This is a genomic window from Pseudomonas frederiksbergensis (genome assembly GCF_000802155.2).
GTDB lineage: Bacteria > Pseudomonadota > Gammaproteobacteria > Pseudomonadales > Pseudomonadaceae > Aquipseudomonas > Aquipseudomonas frederiksbergensis_A.
Genome location: NZ_JQGJ02000001.1, coordinates 458,556 through 477,373 on the forward strand (window position 1 = coordinate 458,556; position 18,818 = coordinate 477,373).

Annotated in this window: 19 protein-coding genes; 8 read left to right on the forward strand and 11 right to left on the reverse strand. The window is 59.4% G+C overall.

Features of this window, described 5'->3' with window-relative positions:
- Positions 1-77 precede the first annotated feature (77 nt).
- Positions 78-974 carry a LysR family transcriptional regulator gene (locus JZ00_RS02020; protein ID WP_039593042.1) on the reverse strand — a complete coding sequence of 299 codons (897 nt, stop codon included), beginning with the start codon at positions 972-974 and terminating at the stop codon, positions 78-80.
- Between the two features lie 140 nt (positions 975-1,114).
- Between JZ00_RS02020 and JZ00_RS02025 the strand changes: the two genes are divergently transcribed.
- Positions 1,115-2,104, forward strand: coding sequence for a zinc-dependent alcohol dehydrogenase family protein (locus tag JZ00_RS02025; protein ID WP_039592941.1), 990 nt, complete (start codon positions 1,115-1,117; stop codon positions 2,102-2,104).
- 241 nt (positions 2,105-2,345) lie between these two features.
- Here JZ00_RS02025 and JZ00_RS02030 read toward each other — a convergent pair whose 3' ends face one another.
- Genes JZ00_RS02030 through JZ00_RS02040 form a run of 3 tightly spaced genes read right to left on the reverse strand, consistent with a single transcriptional unit; the run spans position 2,346 to position 5,128 of the window.
- Complete coding sequence (locus JZ00_RS02030; RefSeq protein WP_039592940.1) at positions 2,346-3,347, reverse strand: NAD(P)H-quinone oxidoreductase; 1,002 nt, start codon at positions 3,345-3,347, stop codon at positions 2,346-2,348.
- The gene (locus JZ00_RS02035; protein ID WP_039592939.1) at positions 3,348-3,680 is read right to left on the reverse strand and encodes a carboxymuconolactone decarboxylase family protein; all 333 of its coding nucleotides are present in this window, start codon (positions 3,678-3,680) and stop codon (positions 3,348-3,350) included.
- Positions 3,681-3,691: 11 nt separating this feature from the next.
- Positions 3,692-5,128, reverse strand: coding sequence for an NAD-dependent succinate-semialdehyde dehydrogenase (locus JZ00_RS02040; protein ID WP_039592938.1), 1,437 nt, complete (start codon positions 5,126-5,128; stop codon positions 3,692-3,694).
- A 221-nt stretch (positions 5,129-5,349) separates the two neighbouring features.
- Between JZ00_RS02040 and JZ00_RS02045 the strand changes: the two genes are divergently transcribed.
- Positions 5,350-6,276 carry a LysR family transcriptional regulator gene (locus JZ00_RS02045; RefSeq protein ID WP_039592937.1) on the forward strand — a complete coding sequence of 309 codons (927 nt, stop codon included), beginning with the start codon at positions 5,350-5,352 and terminating at the stop codon, positions 6,274-6,276.
- Between the two features lie 76 nt (positions 6,277-6,352).
- On the opposite strand, the gene JZ00_RS02050 is transcribed toward JZ00_RS02045, so the two are convergent.
- The 3 genes from JZ00_RS02050 to JZ00_RS02060 all read right to left on the reverse strand — a co-directional run bounded on the left by JZ00_RS02050 (position 6,353) and on the right by JZ00_RS02060 (position 8,497).
- Positions 6,353-6,604, reverse strand: a complete 252-nt coding sequence (locus JZ00_RS02050) for a DUF2790 domain-containing protein (protein WP_039592936.1) — start codon at positions 6,602-6,604, stop codon at positions 6,353-6,355.
- Between the two features lie 530 nt (positions 6,605-7,134).
- A complete protein-coding gene (locus JZ00_RS02055) occupies positions 7,135-7,755 on the reverse strand; it encodes a hypothetical protein (protein WP_039592935.1) in 621 nt (206 codons plus the stop codon).
- Between the two features lie 223 nt (positions 7,756-7,978).
- Positions 7,979-8,497, reverse strand: a complete 519-nt coding sequence (locus JZ00_RS02060) for a hypothetical protein (protein ID WP_039592934.1) — start codon at positions 8,495-8,497, stop codon at positions 7,979-7,981.
- A gap of 330 nt (positions 8,498-8,827) precedes the next feature.
- Here JZ00_RS02060 and JZ00_RS02065 point away from each other — a divergent pair, with 330 nt between their 5' ends.
- The 4 genes from JZ00_RS02065 to JZ00_RS02080 all read left to right on the forward strand — a co-directional run bounded on the left by JZ00_RS02065 (position 8,828) and on the right by JZ00_RS02080 (position 12,693).
- Positions 8,828-9,514, forward strand: a complete 687-nt coding sequence (locus JZ00_RS02065) for an SOS response-associated peptidase family protein (protein ID WP_039592933.1) — start codon at positions 8,828-8,830, stop codon at positions 9,512-9,514.
- A gap of 111 nt (positions 9,515-9,625) precedes the next feature.
- On the forward strand, positions 9,626-10,006 hold the full coding sequence (locus tag JZ00_RS02070) for a RidA family protein (protein WP_039592932.1): 381 nt from the start codon (positions 9,626-9,628) through the stop codon (positions 10,004-10,006).
- 438 nt (positions 10,007-10,444) lie between these two features.
- On the forward strand, positions 10,445-10,780 hold the full coding sequence (locus tag JZ00_RS02075) for a DUF6124 family protein (RefSeq protein ID WP_039592931.1): 336 nt from the start codon (positions 10,445-10,447) through the stop codon (positions 10,778-10,780).
- 149 nt (positions 10,781-10,929) lie between these two features.
- On the forward strand, positions 10,930-12,693 hold the full coding sequence (locus JZ00_RS02080; protein WP_039592930.1) for an L-lactate permease: 1,764 nt from the start codon (positions 10,930-10,932) through the stop codon (positions 12,691-12,693).
- Positions 12,694-12,752: 59 nt separating this feature from the next.
- On the opposite strand, the gene JZ00_RS02085 is transcribed toward JZ00_RS02080, so the two are convergent.
- The gene (locus JZ00_RS02085) at positions 12,753-13,088 is read right to left on the reverse strand and encodes a hypothetical protein (protein WP_039592929.1); all 336 of its coding nucleotides are present in this window, start codon (positions 13,086-13,088) and stop codon (positions 12,753-12,755) included.
- 246 nt (positions 13,089-13,334) lie between these two features.
- On the opposite strand from JZ00_RS02085, the gene JZ00_RS02090 reads away from it, so the two are divergent.
- Positions 13,335-13,991 (forward strand): polysaccharide lyase family 7 protein, encoded by a 657-nt coding sequence (locus tag JZ00_RS02090; protein ID WP_039592928.1) that lies wholly within the window; start codon positions 13,335-13,337, stop codon positions 13,989-13,991.
- A gap of 19 nt (positions 13,992-14,010) precedes the next feature.
- On the opposite strand, the gene JZ00_RS02095 is transcribed toward JZ00_RS02090, so the two are convergent.
- The 3 genes from JZ00_RS02095 to JZ00_RS02105 all read right to left on the reverse strand — a co-directional run bounded on the left by JZ00_RS02095 (position 14,011) and on the right by JZ00_RS02105 (position 17,608).
- Positions 14,011-15,243: a nucleoside permease gene (locus JZ00_RS02095; protein WP_039592927.1), complete on the reverse strand. Its 1,233-nt coding sequence runs from the start codon at positions 15,241-15,243 to the stop codon at positions 14,011-14,013.
- Between the two features lie 101 nt (positions 15,244-15,344).
- Positions 15,345-16,436: a sugar phosphate isomerase/epimerase family protein gene (locus JZ00_RS02100; protein ID WP_039592926.1), complete on the reverse strand. Its 1,092-nt coding sequence runs from the start codon at positions 16,434-16,436 to the stop codon at positions 15,345-15,347.
- The gene (locus JZ00_RS02105) at positions 16,433-17,608 is read right to left on the reverse strand and encodes a Gfo/Idh/MocA family protein (protein ID WP_039592925.1); all 1,176 of its coding nucleotides are present in this window, start codon (positions 17,606-17,608) and stop codon (positions 16,433-16,435) included. Before JZ00_RS02105 ends, JZ00_RS02100 begins: the two co-directional genes overlap by 4 nt.
- A 174-nt stretch (positions 17,609-17,782) precedes the next feature.
- Here JZ00_RS02105 and JZ00_RS02110 point away from each other — a divergent pair, with 174 nt between their 5' ends.
- Positions 17,783-18,793: a LacI family DNA-binding transcriptional regulator gene (locus tag JZ00_RS02110; RefSeq protein ID WP_039593041.1), complete on the forward strand. Its 1,011-nt coding sequence runs from the start codon at positions 17,783-17,785 to the stop codon at positions 18,791-18,793.
- Positions 18,794-18,818 lie beyond the last annotated feature (25 nt).

Sequence of the window (18,818 nt, forward strand, 5' to 3'; positions counted from 1 at the left end):
GCGATTTTTAATCATCCGAGCTGGCTTTGGAGTTTTTACACACTCTGGGCCAGAAGCGGACATTGATTCTCCTGTAGTTAGAGAGGGCCTCGTTGCCCAAACGCCTCACGTGCGAATTCCAAGAAGCTGCGCAGCTTTGGGGTCATTCTTCGGTCAGGGGCGTAAAGCATATGCATTGAGGTGGTCGGCACTGGATACTGCGGTAGCAGACGCACCAACGTCCCATCACGCAATGCATCGCTAACCAGCTCTATCGGCTGTAGAACCACACCCAGTCCCGCTACAGCTGCTGCCAGCAGTGGGTCACCCTGATTAATCGTCAATTTGCTTGTAATGGGAACATCGATACGCCCCTCTTGGCTATCGAAGCTCCAGTGCGAGCGACCATCAGAATAGGTAAAACCCAGACACTCCTGCTGCTGTAGATCCCATGGATTCGTGATGGGTGGGCGACGTGCAAGGTAGGACGGTGCAGCGCACAAAACCATTTGATAGGGCTCTAACGGCATCGCCTTCAACCCACTGCTCACCAGCTCGCCGATGCGAAAGACCACGTCGTAACCATGATCGACGATATCGACCAGCTCGTTCGATAGAGTTAGGTCGACAGACACCTGTGGATATCGAACCATGTATTCCAGCAGGCGTGGCGAAAGCGCGCGAATCCCGAACGTAACCGGCGCGTTGATACGAAGGCGACCGCTTGGTGTGCCACGCGTAAGGGCCGCCAGGCTCTCGGCGGACTGCATGTCTGCGAGGATTATTTTCGCGCGCTGGTAGAACGTCCTGCCGAAGTCAGTGAGGCTTTGCCTGCGCGTAGTCCGATGCAGTAGGGAGACACCGAGATGTTGTTCGAGCATTTTCACCTGTTTCCCTACCAGCTGAGGGGACAAGTTCAGATCGTCCGCAGCGGCGCTGAATGAACCCAGCTCAACTGTTTTGACGAACGTAGCCATCTGCGTCAGGCGATCCATTATAAACACCTTGTTTTTAGTCATGAGCCATCGTAGGCCTTTATCCCCTCCCTACCAATGGCTAAATTCTCGTCACCCTTCGAGTGGCCGGAGACATTCCGGGTTTACATCGAGGCCCATTAATAAACGAGGTATCCAAGATGGCACGCATTGTCAGAATCCACGAATACGGGGATGCCAGCGTTCTGAAGCTGGAAAATCTGGAAGTTTCGGCACCGGCACCAAACGAGGTGCAGATTGGTGTTAAAGCTATTGGCTTGAACCGGGCCGAAGTGATGTTTCGCAATCACGCCTATCTACAGGAGGCCGAGTTCCCTAGCCGCTTAGGCTATGAGGCCGCTGGCATCGTGGTTTCAGTTGGTAGCGACGTAACGGAGATCAAGATTGGTGACAAAGTCGCTGTGATCCCGCCTTTGGATATCGCTCGATGGGGCACCTACGGCGAGCTGGCCAATGTACCGGCTCACCTGGTGGTAAAGAGTCCTGAGAACTTATCCTTTGAAGAGGCTGCTGCGTCTTGGATGCAATACGTCACTGCTTGGGGGGCATTGATCGAACAAGCGAAGCTGCGGCAGGACGACTTTGTCATCATCACCGCTGCATCAAGCAGTGTTGGCCTGGCCGCCTTCCAACTTGCTCGTATGGTCGGAGCCATATCGATTGCGATCACTCGAACCAGCGCGAAAAAGCAAGCCCTACTTGATGCTGGCGCTGCGCACGTCATCGTTAGCGATGAAGAGGACATCGTCGAGCGTGTTATGGCGATAACTGCCGGTCAAGGCGCCCGTGTTGTGTTCGATCCTGTAGGCGGGCCGTCCTTTGACCCCCTCACGCAGAGCATGGCGCGAGGCGGAATCTTGCTGGAATACGGCGCACTTAGCCCTGAGCCGACGCCATTCCCACTGTTTACAGTGCTGGGCAAAAGCTTGACCTTGAAGGGCTATCTCTATGCAGAGATTGTGGCCGACCTAGAAACCTTGGAAAAAGCGAAGGCATTTATTCTGCAAGGGCTGAGGTCTGGTGCGTTGCGCCCGATCATCGCCAAGACATTCGCGCTTAGCGACATCCAGAATGCCCACCGTTTCCTTGAAGCCAATCAACAAATCGGCAAAATCGTGGTAACTGTCTGACCGGTATTTATGGGGCTGAGAGCGTAATCCTCGGCCCCGATTCCACCCGATCCAGATGACCGCTTCTGACCGCTTCTGGCCGATTGCTGCCGACCGCTTTCGGCCAATAGCTGCCTGTCACGATTGGCCCGGTTGTCGCGATCAGCCGATTTAGAACGCACTGCTCAGAGGTGGTCCCCAACCCGTTGAAGGTACCCACTAAGGGCACCTTTTTTCAGCTCTATCCCCAATGTGGCCAGACTTAAAGCAAGTCTTCAAGCTGCATCGTCAAAATGATTTTCCCGACGTTTTCGGAAGACTCCATCCGGCGATGCGCATCGGCAGCCCGTGCTAGCGCAAAGGTGCTATCAACAACCGGCTCAAGGCTTCCGGCACCCTCGAAGCGATCAAGCCAGTGCTCGCGGAAGCGCTTGATCATGGCGTGTTTCTCCGGTTGCGTGCGCGACTTCATGACCGTACCGATGATTTGCAAATGGCGATAAAGAATGTCCTCCAGCGCCACCGTGACGTTGCCGCCACCGCCGAGAATCCCCACCTGAACGAGGCGGCCGCCGCGTGCAAGGGACGCGACGTTGCGGGCGAAGTAGGGCTCACCGATAAAGTCGATGATCACATCGACGCCGCGACCCTGGGTTTTGTCGGCGATCACTTCAGCGAAGTCCTGCGTCTTATAATCGATCGCCACGTCAGCGCCCAAATGCTCGACACGCGCCAACTTGCTGCCTTCGGTCGTCGCATACACCGTGGCGCCGGTGGCGTAAGCCAACTGCACCGCGGCTGATCCGACGCCGCCGGCGGCCGCGTGAATCAGCACCGAATCGCCAGCCTTGAGTCGAGCCAGGTGCATCATTGCTTCATGGGCCGTGACGAAGACCTCGGGAATGGCTGCTGCGTGTACATAGTCAAGCTGCGCGGGGATGTGCATCGCCATGCGGTAATCGATGCGTGCCAACTCGGCGTAGGCACCGCCGCCGACCACGCCCATGACTCGATCTCCGACCTCGAACCCCGTCACCGCTTTACCTTTGCCGATCACTTCGCCGGCAATTTCCAGTCCGATGATCAGCGAGTCACCGAAATTCGGATGGCCGTACCCTCCGGTCCGGTGAGTCAGATCCGCACGGTTCACCCCGGCGGCATAGACACGTACCAGCAGGTCGTGAGGACGGACTTCAGGATTGGCGACTTCGACGAGTTCAAGGACGTCTGGCGAACCGAATTCTCTGATGTTGATGGCTTTCATTCAGTTGATCTCCGTTTCGCTGAACGTGGCGTTGGCAATAGCAGACGCAGTGATGGCGCCAGGGAAGCCCACGTAGAACGCCAGGTGCGTGATGGCTGCCCCCAGTTCGTCTTGGGTCACACCGTTGCCAGCCGCACGGCGTAAGTGGGCTGGCAACTCTTCCGAGTGCCCAGCGGCAATTAATGCTGCCACGGTGATCAGGCTACGGTCGCGCGGGGACAGCGCCGGGTCACTCCATATCTGCGGATAAAGCGTCGAGTCGACGAATTGCGACAGCTTTGGCGTGAACGCGCGCGCGGCTTCGCGAGGACTGCTGAAGTTGAGCTTGGACATGGGCGAGTTCCTTAAACCTGGCTGATGAATTTGTGGGTGAGATAGTGTTCGATGCCTTCAATGCCGCCTTCGGAGCCGTGACCGCTTTCTTTCATGCCGCCGAACGGGAGTTCGGTCGCGACGATGCGGTATTGGTTGATGCCGATCATTCCGGCCTCCAATCCGTCGGCGACATCAATGGCCGTGCGCGCGCTGGAGGTAAACGCGTAGGCCGAGAGCCCGTAGGGCAGGCGGTTGGCTTCTTGCAGCCCATCGGCCAGTTCATCGAACGGCATCAGTACGGCGATGGGGCCAAAAGGCTCTTCGTGCATGACGCGGGCGCTTATCGGTACATCTGCCAGAACCGTGGGTTGGAAGAAGTAGCCCTCGCCTGACAAGGCTTCGCCACCGACCAATACCCGTGCACCTTTCTCGACGGCATCGGCGACCAGTTCTTCCATTTTTGCCAATTGCCTTGGGTTGGCCAAAGGTCCGACCTGAGTATTCGGATGCAGGCCGTCACCGATTCTCAGGGCTTGGGTCGCCGCGACAAAGTGATCGACGAAGGCTTGATAGGCGCCACGCTGGATCAAAAACCGAGTGGATGAAATGCACACCTGCCCGGTGCCGCGAAAGCGGTTCGCGACGCCTTCGATAGCGGCTTTTTCAATGTCGGCATCTTCGAAGACCAGCACCGGTCCGTGCCCACCGAGTTCAAGGGTGATGGGCTTCACGCCTTCGGCAGCGCGTGCAGACAGCAGGCGCCCGATCGGCACTGAACCGGTGAAGGTCACTTTGCGAATGATCGGCGAGGCGATCAGATGGCTGGACACTTGATCCGGCACGCCGAAGACCACTTGCAGCACACCCTTGGGCAATCCAGCATCGTCGAGTGCACGCGCCAGGGCCAGCGCTGTGGAGGGGCTTTCTTCACCGGGTTTGAGAATGACGCTGCAACCGGCGGCCAGCGCTGCCGAGAGCTTGCGTGCCGGGGTGATGGCCGGGAAATTCCACGGTGTAAATGCGGCCACTGGGCCGATGGCCTGGCGTTTGACCAGTTGCAACACGCCTGGACGGTTGGCCGGGACCACACGGCCATCGATACGCCGGGCGCTTTCGGCAAACCATTCTAAATAATCCGCCGCGCGGGTCACTTCATCCAGGCTTTCATTCAGCGGCTTGCCTTCCTCCAGGGTCATCTGCGCGGCGATCTGCGGTGCGCGTTCGAGGATCAGGTCGGCGGCACGCTTGAGGATCTTGGCGCGTTTTTCAGGCACGGTCTGGTGCCATTGCTCGAAGCTCAGGCGAGTCACTTCCAAGGCGTGATCAAGGTCGCCTGCGGTGGCGAGTGGGACGCGCCCGATTTCCCGGCCGGTTGCCGGGTTGACGACGGCGGCAGTATCGCGCCCTTCGGCACTGATCCATTCACCACCGATGAAAAGATAAAGCGGGTCGTAGGAGGTTTTCATGATGTGCCCTTCAGTTGGTTATCAGAGATTCGTATGAAACCCGGCGCCTGTTCAGGCGGCCTGTGCAACCAAGTCTATGGAAGGAGGGCCCATTGATTTAGACGGGCCAGAGGGAATCATTGTTGTCGCCAGAGGTAATATCGAGTGGCGAGCCGAACGTGTAGGATCCGGTAAAAATGCGCGTTATCACGGGTGAGCGTCAGATCTACAGGAAGGTCGCGATGGATAAGCTTTCGAACATGTCGGTGTACATAAAGGTTGTCGAAATGGGCAGTTTCACGGCCGTGGCCAATCATCTGAATTCCACGGTCGGTAACGTCTCGCGTGCTGTCTCTGCGCTGGAAAACGTGCTCGATGCGCGCCTGTTGCAACGCTCGACCCGACGCCTGTCGGTCACCGATGCGGGGCGACGGTTCTATGAGCGCTGCACGAAAATTCTGGCTGATCTGGAGAGTGCCGAAGCCGAAGCCAGCAATGCCGCGCTGGAACCTCGGGGAACACTGAGGGTGCATTGCGTTCCCGGACTAGCCCGGCATCTGGTCACCGGGGCCGTGCTGGAATACCGCCAGCAATTCCCGGAAGTGACCGTGGATTTATTGCTCTCGCAACGCATGCCTAACCTTTTGGAAGACCAACTGGATGTCTCGATTCTGATCGCCCGCGCGCTCCCCGATTCGGCGTATGTCAGCCAAAAGATCGGTGTCAGCCATTGTGTGCTGGTGGCGTCGCCAGACTACCTGGCCCGGCATGCGGCCCCGGAGACGCCTGAAGATCTGCGCGATCACCAGTGTCTTTTGTTGGGTACCGTGGACTATGTGCGGGATGAGTGGCAGCTAAAGAGCAAAGCGGGGGACGCGACATTTGTCCCGACAGGTCCAAGTTTCAGCGTCAACGATATGGATGCGATGGCGCTTGCCATTCGAGAGGGCGCGGGGATTGGCTTGCTGGCCGGGTTCACGGCCATCGACGATTTGCGTTCCGGCAAGCTAGTGCAGGTTTTGCCTGACTACCATACCTATGAGCGCAACGTGTACGCCGTCTATACCTCTCGGCAGTTTGTCGATGCAAAAATTACCCGGTTTATTGAAACGCTGAAAGATCGGGTTGGCAGTCAGCTGGCAGCCACGGCCCAAGCACTAATCGATTGAAACAATGCGTGGCAAAAAAGTATTTGCGCCTCGATGAGACCACTCTCCGAGGCGCAATGATGGGCGAACATCTGACTTAGCCCTGGCTGCAACGGCCCATGACGTCATAGGCCAGTACGTGCTGTTTTCCTTGTGAATCCTGGTAGGTCATGTACGTCGGCACTACAGCGCAAACATCTGGCACCGGGTCTTCAGAGATGACCTTGGCGACATCAAGGTGGGTGCCATAACCGTATTGCTCTACAGGTTGAGTATTTGCAGCGCCGTCCTGTGCCGCTACCACAGAGCTGAAGCCCAAGAGTGCGACGATGATCATTGCCGTTTTCATAATGAGATTTCCTAAAGAAAGTGTGATGTTGCTGGCAGGACGTACTTTAGGTTCGAGGGTTTTCTGGAAACAGGAGCGAATCAGGGAAAGACTTTTCCAAATTTCGAACACAATGTGAGGATGTCTGACTTAAAGGCTATTCGTCTGTGACCGTCCGCTATTGGCCGACAGCAGCCCGTCACGCTGCCGTTTAGCTCGACGGAGATGTGCATTGACGTAAGATCGCCGCCCCCAAAAAAACAGGGAGGAAATCGGGGCCAGACCACGATTTTGGCTCACAGTCGGACTGTCTCATAATCGTGATTTGTCCCCGTTCCCCAATTAATGTCAATGGGTGGCGCTGCTGTCGACCTAGGGACTTCAGACGCTTGAGCGGATGCTAAAAGCCTTGTACCTGCTGCCTGTGCATCTTCGAGGGCGGCCGTCGCGAGCCGAGCCGCCGGGGAGTCTCGGCCCTTCGGGCATTCATCCTTCACACCTACGGGCTTCGGCCTGCGCGCACCGCTTGCGAGGGAACGCACCACTCCTCATTAATCTGTAACCTGCGGGCAAGGGTTGAAAACCTCGGTTACGTCGAGTGTTGTATGCCACGGGATGGCAGTGCCTGACACCATTCCGCCTACGGTTTGCTGTCGACCCGACTTGCGCACATATCCACCATCCGTTCCAGTGAAGACGTGCTGCCCTGGCTTCGTCAGATAATCAAAGAAACTGACCTTCACAGGCACATTCATTTGTCCACCTGGCGTGATGACGGCGAGCATGATCGCTCGGTCTTTGGTAAATACAACGAACGGTTCGACTCCAGTGCGACCACCAACTGTCTTCACGCACTGCACTTGTTCTGGGAGGATGCGTGCGGTTTCAGTGTAGGTGTGGTTGTTGTAGAGGCTGAGGATCAGGCCTTTGCTGGTCAACACTCCCAGGCCTTGAGTGGCCCTGCAGCTGCCTTCGCTTCCATATGGGAACAAGCACCAGTTCGTTTCCGACACGGCTTGAATATCCGATGGTGCAATTTTCAGATCGCGCTGGATTTGGGCTTTTGATTCCGGAGTGTCGTAAGGGATCATCACGCATCCTCCGACTGTCACTGCTGCGATGAGGCCGATGGCCGCAGCTACGTTTTGGATTGATGATTTGAAGGTGGTCATTATTCGCTCTCCTTGCTGTATGGCCACCACTGGAAGGCTGTGGTGATTTTGGTAGCGAACCTTACGGCATGGGCGGCAAACAGTCATCCTCGTGCTGATAGCTGGATGGGTAGATGACTTGACTGGACGCTTGTTAAAGTTCTGCGGAAACCGGAGACAGACCTACGATTTGGGCTCACCTGTCATCGGACTGTCTCATAATCGTGGGCTCTCCCCGTTTCCCCTATTTAACGAACTTCAGGCATGCGAACCCAGTCTTGATTTGCAGCTTCTGAATGGGTTCGACGCTCTCTTGGTCGCCAACTTTCTTGAGCACGCCTACGCCGCAGAAATACTCGTCGCGGTCAAAGATCGGAAGAATACCTGCCTTGGGCTTGATCGAGAAATCTTCGATTAAGGTATAGGTGGCGCCCTTCTGTGGCGTGAAGGAGAACGGTATCTGACAAGCGCTGTTTCCTGCGACCTTCCAATAGGTGAGGATCAGCTCCTTATTCACGGCGACACGCGATTCGATGTAACCACCGTTAGAGGGCAGGACGGTGTAACCCGCATAGCATCCATTGTCACTGAACGTCATGGCATCCAGTCTCGCACCACTTCCAGCCTTGAGGCGAACCGTCGCAAAGGGTTCATCCGGACCGGGAACGACATACTGCTTGCCCTGCAAAAAAGAAGTGCAACCGCTCATTAGCAACGCGCCGGCCAGCAAAATACAACGGCCGGATTTTTGATAGAGGTACATCCATCTCTCCCTGATTCCATTGGGTAACCCATTCCGGGGCTTGGGACTGCCGGATTGCGGGCTGGATAATACTGTACGAGGTCACGTGCCAACCAGTATTCAGGCACAGGCATGGAGAACGAGGCTCTTCCCCGCGAAGACGATGAGTGGTCGCGTAACTGAATGAAATGCCGTTTGATTTCCGCTCATCCGATCACGACAAGGATTTTCGAACCAAGCGTTGGCGTACCGGCTCGGAGCTACATAACACCGCCGCAGCCCACCGAGGATGACTCGGTCTCGCGGCTTTCACGGCGGGGTGAAAGTCCAAATCTGCCTGGAGTTTTCGCGATGTGTGAATGTTTCGTTCAGCCTGTCTCTGCCAAGGATTCCCTGGCGTTCTTTGCCCAGCGGGATGCCTTCGGCGCCCACAACAACCCAGGCCTGTCGGCCGACAGTCTTCACGCCGCGGCAGCTCCTGCGCTCCATGATCGACAAAGCGTGATCAAGCCGAACATGCAGGTCAGTGCCATCCGCAACCGTGGCGGGCATCTGGAGAGCATCAAGGTTCGCTGGGGGTGGTCGCCCGTCTGGTCGATGGGCACCATGCCGCCGCTGACGCACCTGCCCTTGCACCTGGTAATGCGCTCCAAGGTATTTGACCGGATCAAGCGCGACGGCCGCGTCCTGGTGGCAGTGGACGGCTGGTATGAAGAAGCCGCGGACACCAGCGCGCCCGCCCAGGCCAAGCGCCTGAGCTATACGACTTCGCGGCAGTCGTCGCCCATCTTCCTCGCCGCCCTGGCCCAGGCCAGCGAAACGCCCAACGGTTGTGACGGACTGGCCTTGGTGACGTATGGCGACATTGCCAATCAACAGCAGCGGCTGCTGGCCTTCACCGGGGAAAATGCCCTCGAATGGTTGCGCCCTGATCTGGATTGGGAGCAAGCGCGACACATGGCCGCCCACGTGGCTGTCGACGAACCGCAACTGGAACATGTGCTGACCGCCAGGCGCATGGTTCAGGGCCGACGGTGACCGCGGCCCACGCCAGAGGAAATCGCTGACAGCTCGAAGATCGGCGCTAAACTGGCAGGCCAGTCGCTTTGAAGTGGCTGGCCTTTTTTCTTTGACGAGCTAGAGACTTCCATGGCGAACCAAGACATCACGTTCACTCCCGACCCGGACACGGACTCCATCTCTTCCGACGTCGCCGGCTTCGGCGGCCTGCTGGTTTCCACGCAAATCCCCACCCGCGCCGACGGCAGCCTGGAACTGGGCGACATCACGCTGCAGAGCGAGTGCACGTTGCAGGCGCTCAAGACCGCACTGGAACGTGCCGGCAGCTCCATGGACCGCGTGTTGCACCTGACCATCTACCTCACCGACATGGCCGATCGCGCGGCGTTCAACGAGGTGTACAAGCGCTTCTTCGCCAAGCCTTGGCCTGTACGCGCGGCTGTCGGCGTGGCGGCCCTGGCGGTCGAAGGGATGCGGGTGGAAGTGACGGCGATGGCGGCGAAGGGCTGAGCCGCACGCCTCAGACATGCGAGTTGCTTTTGTGGTGAGGGAGCTTGCTCCCTCGCCACGGGTTTTGGGATAACCCAGATTGCAGCTCCAGCAGCGGGCCTTGTTTATTCGGTTGTAGGATCCCTCGGGTTCGGGCTACATCGTCTTGCGTCGTTGCCTACAACTACGCCAGAATCCGCCGGCTTGTGCGCCTTGGGGCCGGGCTTTACTGTTGCTCGGTCGCTGAAAATCAGCGATCGGGTTTGGTAGCCCGGCTTTCTGGTGCAAGTGCAGCCTCATACAGGGGACTTCTACACCCTCTGTCTTATGGTGGTCATGCGCAGGGCGTCCTCGGACGCGCCGGGTTGCCAGGTAACCGGTCTACCAACCTTCGTATGGCCACCACCCTTCGTTTGGTAGCGAGGATGATGGCTCCAATTCTTATCTGGAGTTTCATCTATGTTCAAAGTAACCCCGAATCCACCCGACACCGATCCAGCCGACCCGAAAGAATTCGACAAAGCCGCCGATCGCGCCCTCGATTACTACCTCAAGCCCAAATCCTGCAAACCGACACCTGACCCAAGCCAACTCTTCACGGTGATCAACGGTGTCGACACCGAAGCCCTGCTTGCCAACCTCAGCGAAACCCTCGCCTCGGCCAACGCGATGATCAACGACCTGGCGTTCGACCTGGACGGCTCGCGACGACACGTTGCCCTGGGCATCCTGCAGTTGATCGAAATGGGCGCCATGCTGGCGAACCGCGCGCTGGACAACGTCGAAGCGCGCTAGCCGCCGTTGCACAACTCCCCCTGTGGCGAGAGAGCTTGCTCCCTCGCCACAGGGGTTTGGCTGGCAATCGCCTGGCAAATCCCCGCCTATACTTCTCTGCCAATCCCCCCGGGGCCTGCACTTCCAACAATAAAAAGCAGAGGTGGAACATGGTCTGGCAACAAGTCTACGATCCCTTCGGTAATGCGGTGCTATCGACGTTCCTGGCGGCGGTTCCGGTGGTGGTAATGCTGGCGTCCCTGGCGTTCTTTCATGTCAAGGCGCACCTGGCGGCGCTGTATGCCCTGGCCTCGGCGTTGCTCATTGCGATTTTCGCTTTCGGCATGCCGGCGGACATGGCCGGTTCAGCGGCGCTTTATGGCGCGGCCAACGGGCTGCTGCCCATTGGCTGGATCGTGCTCAACATCATCTTCCTGCACCGGCTGACCACCGAGAACGGTTCGTTCAAGGTCCTGCAGGATTCCCTGGCGCGCATCACCGATGACCGCCGCTTGCAGTTGCTGTTGATCGCCTTCTGTTTCGGCGCATTCTTCGAGGGCGCGGCGGGTTTCGGCACGCCGGTGGCGGTGACCGGCGCGATCCTGATCGGGCTGGGTTTTTCGCCCCTCGCCGCCTCGGGCCTGGCGTTGATTGCCAACACCGCACCCGTGGCGTTTGGCGCCCTGGGCACGCCGATCATCACGCTGGCAAAAGTCACCGGGCTGGATGAGATGGAGTTGTCGATGATGGTCGGTCGGCAACTGCCGTTCTTCTCGGTGATCGTGCCGTTCTGGCTGATCTGGGCGTTCGCCGGCTGGCGCAAGATGCTTGAAGTGTGGCCCGCGATCCTGGTGGCCGGTGTCAGCTTTGCCATCCCGCAGTTCGTGGTGTCGAACTACCACGGACCGATGCTGGTGGATGTGATTGCCGCGCTCATTTCGATGGCCTGCCTCGCGGGTTTCCTGAAAGTCTGGAAGCCCGCCACGGTGCATACCTCGGCGGCGCTGACAGGGCGGCACGATGATTCGAAGATCGACGCCAGCGAACAACAGACGCCGGTGGCCAGCGCCGCGTTTTCCAATGACGCTCGACCCGCGGTGCTGCGCGCCTGGATGCCGTGGATCATCCTCACCGTGTTCGTGTTCGCCTGGGGCACCCAGGGCTTCAAGAACATTTTCGACACCCGCCCGGCCATCGATCCGCAGACCCAATCGGTCAAGCTCGATCCTCAAGGCAAGCCGATGCGCGAGGCAAATCCGATCTTCTCGCCGTTGCTGACCTTCGGCACGATCCATCAGCAGATCGAAAAAGTCCCGCCGGTGGTGCCCCAGCCCAAAACCGAGGAAGCGGTCTACAAGTTCAACTGGTTCACCGCCACCGGCAGCGGCATCTTCCTGGCGGCGATCGTAGGGGGCTTGTTGATGGGCTATTCCATCCCGCAACTGGCGCGCCAGTATCTTCGAACGCTGTGGGTGGTGCGCTATTCGCTGATCACCATCGTGGCGATGCTGGCGCTGGGTTTCCTCACGCGTTATTCGGGCCTGGACGCCACCATGGGCCTGGCGTTCGCCGCGACGGGTATCTTCTACCCGATGTTCGGCACTCTGTTGGGCTGGCTCGGCGTGGCGCTGACCGGTTCGGACACGGCGTCCAACGTACTCTTTGGAGGGTTGCAACGAGTGACGGCGGAGCAATTGGGCATCAGCCCGGTGCTGATGGCCGCTGCGAACAGTTCAGGTGGGGTGATGGGCAAGATGGTCGACGCCCAGTCGATCGTGGTCGCTTCCACCGCGACCCGCTGGTACGGCCACGAAGGAGAGATCCTGCGCTACGTGTTTTTCCACTCGGTGGTGCTGGCGATTCTGGTGGGCGGGCTGGTGACGTTGCAGGCGTATGTGGAGCCGTTCAGTCACATGGTGGTGGGAGGAAAGTAATCAGTAATGAACAAGCTCTTGTGGCGAGGGAGCTTGCTCCCTCGCCACAGGTAACGCGCTTACTGAACGCTCTTCAGCTTGACCACATCACCGGACACCGAGGTGGTGTAGCCGGTCAGGACCCAGGCCCAGAACCAGTTTTCCTGGACTTGGGTGTTGATCATGGCGTCGCCGCCCTTGGCTTTGATCGCGGCGGTCTGGGCGCGCACGAAACGGTTGTTCTGGCGGATCGGGATCACGCCGAACAGCAGCAGGCCGGTGGCCTTGGCTTCACTGTGACCAACGACGGTGTATTGGCTGCTGTCGTATTGCTGGGTCTTCATTGGGGTGCCGGTGCAACCCGCCAGGACCAGGCCGAACAGTGCGCAGGCGACAACTTTGCTGATGTGGTTCATTTGATGCTCCATGGGAAAACGCCCGGGATCCATCTCTCGGGCGGCGCGTACTTTAATCGATCAGCAACAAAAAGACACAACATCTCTCCCCCCATTTTTGGGATCGAAAGGTTCGTCGCAGAGCCATTCGTCAGGTGCGCCTCCAGCGAAACAGACCCTCGTCGATAGCATGAAGACTACGCCACGGAAGGCAGTTCTTGTCTTGACGGCCGCAACTATCGGCCGGTCCCGTTGGAGGGTTTTATCATGATTGACGTGACTGTCTGGAGCGTGACCCTGCCGGTGCAAACGCCCGCGCAGGTGGTGGCAACCAAAGCCATGCCCAGTTTGAACAACAAGTATTTCGACAATAACGGCCAGCGGATCATCTTCTGGGCGCCCGTCACCGGCTCCCATACCGGTAACAGCGACTATCCGCGTTCCGAACTGCGGGAAACCAGCAGGGACGGGAAACACCGCAACTGGCGCTACAACAGCGGCATCAACACACTCAAGGGCGAATTGACGGTCAACCAGGTGCCCTCGGAAGGTCGTGTGGTCGTGGCGCAGATTCACGCCAAGAATGCGCCGACGCCGTTATTGAAACTGGTGTACCGCTTTGAAAAGGGCACCGGCAATATTGACGTGGAATATAGGGTCAAGCCCAAGGACAAAAAGAGCCCGGTGATCTACACCGTGCCCAAGGTACCGCTGAACAAGTCCTTCTCGTACACGCTGCAAATGGACAAGCAAGGCCAGCTCTCGGTGCTGATTGGTAAAAACGGCAAGCAGGTCAAGCTGGACAAGTCCTGGCACGGCTACGATTTCTATTTCAAGGCCGGCGTCTACACCCTGGATAACAAGGGCTATTCCAATGAAGGCGGGAAAGTGACCTACACCAAACTGAGCGTCAGTCACAAGTGACTGACGCCCTTCCCCACGCTCATGCCTTGGACGGCGCCACGACCGCTTGACGCCCGTTGAAGGTCAGCAGGAAACACACGAGCACCACCAGCGCGAAACCGGCCGGGAACAGCCAGATGCTTTTCCAATCGTGCCCGCCCCCCACGACAAAGTGATCGGTCACCTGCCCCGCCACCCAGAACCCGATCAACATGCCCACGCCATAGGTCGCCAGGGTGATCAACCCTTGGGCCGAACTGCGCAAGTGTTTCGGCGCCTTGGCATCGGTGTAGATCTGCCCCGAGACAAAAAAGAAGTCGTAGCAGATGCCATGCAGCGCGATGCCGGTGAACAGCATGAACGCCAGTTCGGCGTTGTTGCCATAGGCAAACAGCACGTAGCGCAACGCCCACGCCAACATGCCCACCAGCAGCGCCAGCTTGATGCCGAAGCGCTGGATGAACAGCGGCAACAGCAACATGAACAGCACCTCGGACACTTGCCCGATGGCCATTTTCGCCGTCGGGTTGGTCATGCCGGTTTCGGCCAGGAACGGGTTGGCGTTCTGGTAATAAAACGCCAAGGGGATGCAGATCAGGATCGAGGCGATGAAGAACACCAGGTAGCTACGGTCCTTGAGCAGCCCCAACGCATCGAGCCCGAGGGATTGCTTGATGCCGCTGGAAACCGCCTGCTCCTTGAGCGGTGCCGTGCCGGGCAGCGTGAAGCTGTAGAGTCCGAGCACCAGCGAAGCGACGGCGGCCATCAGGAAAGTATTGCGCAGGCCGCCCGCCGAGATTGCCTCGCGCGAATCCCAGGCGAACACAAAGCTGATCACCACGCCGGCAACAATCCAACCGACGGTGCCCCAGACCCGGATGCGCGAGAATTCCAGCGCCGGGTCGCGCATCTGCCGGAAGGCCACGGAATTGACCAAGGCCAGCGTCGGCATGTAGACCACCATGTATGCCAGCACAAAGGGATAGAACCCGCTGAAATCCGTCGCCCAATACAGCTGGTACAGCAGCACCGCGCCCACCAGGTGCAACACCGCCAGGATGCGCTCGGCGTTGAAGTAGCGATCGGCGATCAGGCCGATCACGAACGGCGCGATGATCGCGCCCCAGGACTGGGTCGCGAAGGCCCTGCCGACCTGCCCGCCGCTGGCGCCCAGGGTGCTGGACAGGAACGTGCCGAGGGTGACGAACCAGCCACCCCAGATAAAGAACTGCAGGAACATCATCGTGCTAAGGCGTGCGTACATCGTCGTCATGACCGTCACCGTCTTGTTGTTGTTTTTGTTGAAACACGTCGTTCGTTGCTGTTGTGGCCTGCTTCTTCGTGGCGAGGGAGCTTGCTCCCGCGCCACAGGGGTTACGTCATCGGCATTGGAGGCAACCCCAACAACCGCCGGTTGGATGCCTCATCCGCCGTAACCCCGGCAAAATCATCGAACGCCTTGGCGGTCCTGGTGATCATGTGCCGCTGGATAAACGCCGCGCCTTCGGCCGCACCCTGTTGCGAATCCTTCAGGCAGCACTCCCATTCCAGCACCGCCCAGCCGTCGAAGCCGTATTGGGTCAGCTTGCTGAAAATCGCCTTGAAATCGATCTGTCCATCGCCCAGGGAACGGAACCGGCCGGGGCGATCCACCCAACCCTGGTAACCGCCGTAGACACCGGAGCGGGCGTCGGGGCGGAATTCGGCATCCTTGACGTGGAACATGCGGATGCGCGCGTGGTAGCGGTCGATGAAGCCCAGGTAGTCCATCTGTTGCAGCAACAGGTGGCTGGGGTCATAGAGAATCGCTGCCCGTGGATGATGCTCGACCGCTTCCAGGAAGCGCTCGAACGAGGCACCGTCGTGCAGATCTTCGCCAGGGTGGATCTCGTAGCACAGGTCCACGCCCGCTGCGTCGAAGCAATCGAGGATCGGCCGCCAGCGCCGGGCCAGTTCAGCAAAGCCTTGCTCGACCAGGCCCGATGGACGCTGCGGCCACGGGTACATGTACGGCCACAACAACGCACCGGAGAACGTCGCGTGGGCCTTGAGGCCCAAGCGTTCGCTGGCGCGGGCGGCCAGTTTCAATTGTTCGATGGCCCACTCGGTGCGCGCCTGGGGCTGGCCGCGCAGATGGCCGGGGGCGAAGTCGTCGAACAGCGCGTCGAACGCCGGGTGCACCGCCACCAGTTGCCCTTGCAGGTGCGTCGACAATTCGCTGATCTCGACGCCTGCCGCTGCGCAAGTGGCCTTGAGTTCGTCGCAATAGTCCTGGCTCTCGGCGGCCCGGGCCAGGTCGATGTAGCGCGTGCCCAGGGTTGGCACCTGGATGGCTTTGTAGCCTTGCGATGCCGCCCATCGGGCGATGTTTGCCAAGCTGTCGAACGGCGCTTCATCGGACATGAATTGCGCCAGGAAAATCGCCGGCCCGCGCAGGCCACTCGGAGTTTGGTCGTGGGTATTCACAGCAGCGACTCTCCGGTTTCCAGCGTGGTCCACTTTGCCTCGCCCCGATGATTGATGATCGCGGCCTCGATAAACGCCATGCCGCGCAAGCCGGTTTCGATGCCGGGTACGCCAGGCACATCGGGACCTTCGCCACGGGCGCGAATGGCCCGGGCGAAATCGCCGTAGAGGTTGGCCATGGCCTCCAGATAACCTTCCGGATGCCCTGCCGGCAAACGCATGCGCTGGGTCGCCGCTTCGCACAGCCAAGGCTGGCCGACACCGGCGCGCAGGATGCTTAGCGGTTGGTCGAAGGCCCGGTGGATCAGGCTCGAGGGTTCTTCCTGGCGCCACTCCAGCGCGCCTTTGTCGCCGTAGACACGGATTTTCAGCGGGTTCTCTTCGCCGGTGCAAACCTGGCTGGCGAGCAGCACGCCGCTGGCGCCGTCCTTCATCTTGAACAACATTGCGACGTCATCGTCCAACTGCCGCCCCGGAACATGGGTGCCGAGGGTGGCGCAGAGCTGCTGGATTGGTTGATCCGCGACGAACTCCGCCAGGGAAAACGCGTGGGTGCCGATGTCGCCGATGCAACCGCCCAAGCCGGACTGGGCCGGATCGTCTCGCCACTCGGCCTGCTTGTTGCCTTGGGCGGCGACATCCTGGCTCAGCCAGCCTTGGGGGTATTCGACAAACACTTTGCGCACCCGGCCGATCACGCCCGAGCGCACCATCTCCCGCGCCTGCCAGACCATCGGATAACCCAGGTAGGTATGGGCCAGGCCGTAGAGGCAGCGACTGCCTTGCAACACGTCCTTGAGGGCCAACAGCTCCTTGAGGTTCAGCGCGGCGGGCTTCTCGCTGAACACGTGGAAACCGGCCTTCAATGCCTGGCTGGCAATCGGTGCGTGGAGGTGATTGGGCGTGACGATCACCAGCAATTCCATGCGCTGATCCAACGGCAGCAGCGCCTGGGCATCGAGCATCTGTTGCCAATCGTGATAACAACGCGAGGCGGCCAGCCCCAGCGCCGCGCCGGTCTGCCGGTTGTTGTGCGGGTCGCGGCTGAACGCGCCGCACACCAGCTCGAAACCGCCGTCCAGACCCGCGGCCTGGCGATGGGCCTGGCCGATGAACGCGCCCTCCCCACCACCCACGAAGCCCATTCTTATTTTTGGTGCTACAGGATTCATCGCGATTCTCTTCTGTCCGGACCGATGATGTAACCGGTTACATCATGACGCGAATCTAGGCTTGGTTTTGCCCCGTGTCAAACCCCTTGCAATGCCATTGAGCGTTTGTCAGGTGCCGAACCTGCGGTAAGCTCGCCGTCATGCCTGGTTTCCAGGCGCGAGATCGAGGTGAATTTGTCCAATATCCGTGAAGTAGCGCGGCTGGCCGGAGTGTCGGTGGCAACGGTGTCCAGAACGCTGAAATCCCCGGAGCGGGTGTTGCCCGAGACCCGGGACAAAGTCAACGCAGCGGTGCAGCAGGCCGGTTATCGACCGAACCTGATGGCGGTGCAGTTTCGCTCCCGACGCACCGGCAACCTGGTGATTCTCGTGCCGAAGATCGCCAACACTTTTTTCGCCCGGGTCATCAGCGGCGCCCAACAAGCGGCGCAAGCGGCCGGCTATCGGCTGCTGCTGTGCGACACCCAGGGCCGCGAAGCCATCGAGCAGGAATTCGCCGGGCTGGTATACGCCCATCAGGCCGACGGCGTGATCCAGTTGCGCGCCAGCGATCCCTTTGTCTCACTGCCTCCCGGCACTGACGCGCTGCCACTGGTCAACGCCTGCGAAGTGGTCAAGGACGCGCCCTACCCGACCATCAGCCTGGACAACCGCGGCGCCGCGCGAGCCATGACCGAGCATTTGATCGGACTCGGCCACCGACGCATCGGCATCATCAAGGGCCCGCGCAGCAGCCCCCTGACCCTCGACCGCGTGGCCGGTTACCAGGACGCGCTGCACAAGGCCGGTATCGCCGTTGCCCCTGAACTGGTCTGCCACGGCGACTTCACCCTCAAGGCCGGCTACGAAGGTGCCGGGACGATGCTGGCCTTGGCCGATCGCCCCACCGCGCTGTTCTGCGAGAACGATGAAATGGCCATCGGCGCACTCAAGCGCATCAAGCAGATGGGCTTGCGCGTGCCCGAGGACATCTCCCTGGTGGGCTTCGACGATATTCCGTTCGCCGCGTATTGCGATCCGCCGCTGACGACCATTTCCCAACCGGCCGAAACCTTTGGCCACAAATCGGTGGAAATGCTCATCGCGCTGATCGAGAAACAACCTATCGCGCAGATGCACGTGCGGTTGCCGTTCGAACTGACCGTGCGCGGCAGTAGCGCCGCGCCAGGCAGCTACGCTGTTTAATCGGACATACCGGTATCTGCCTATT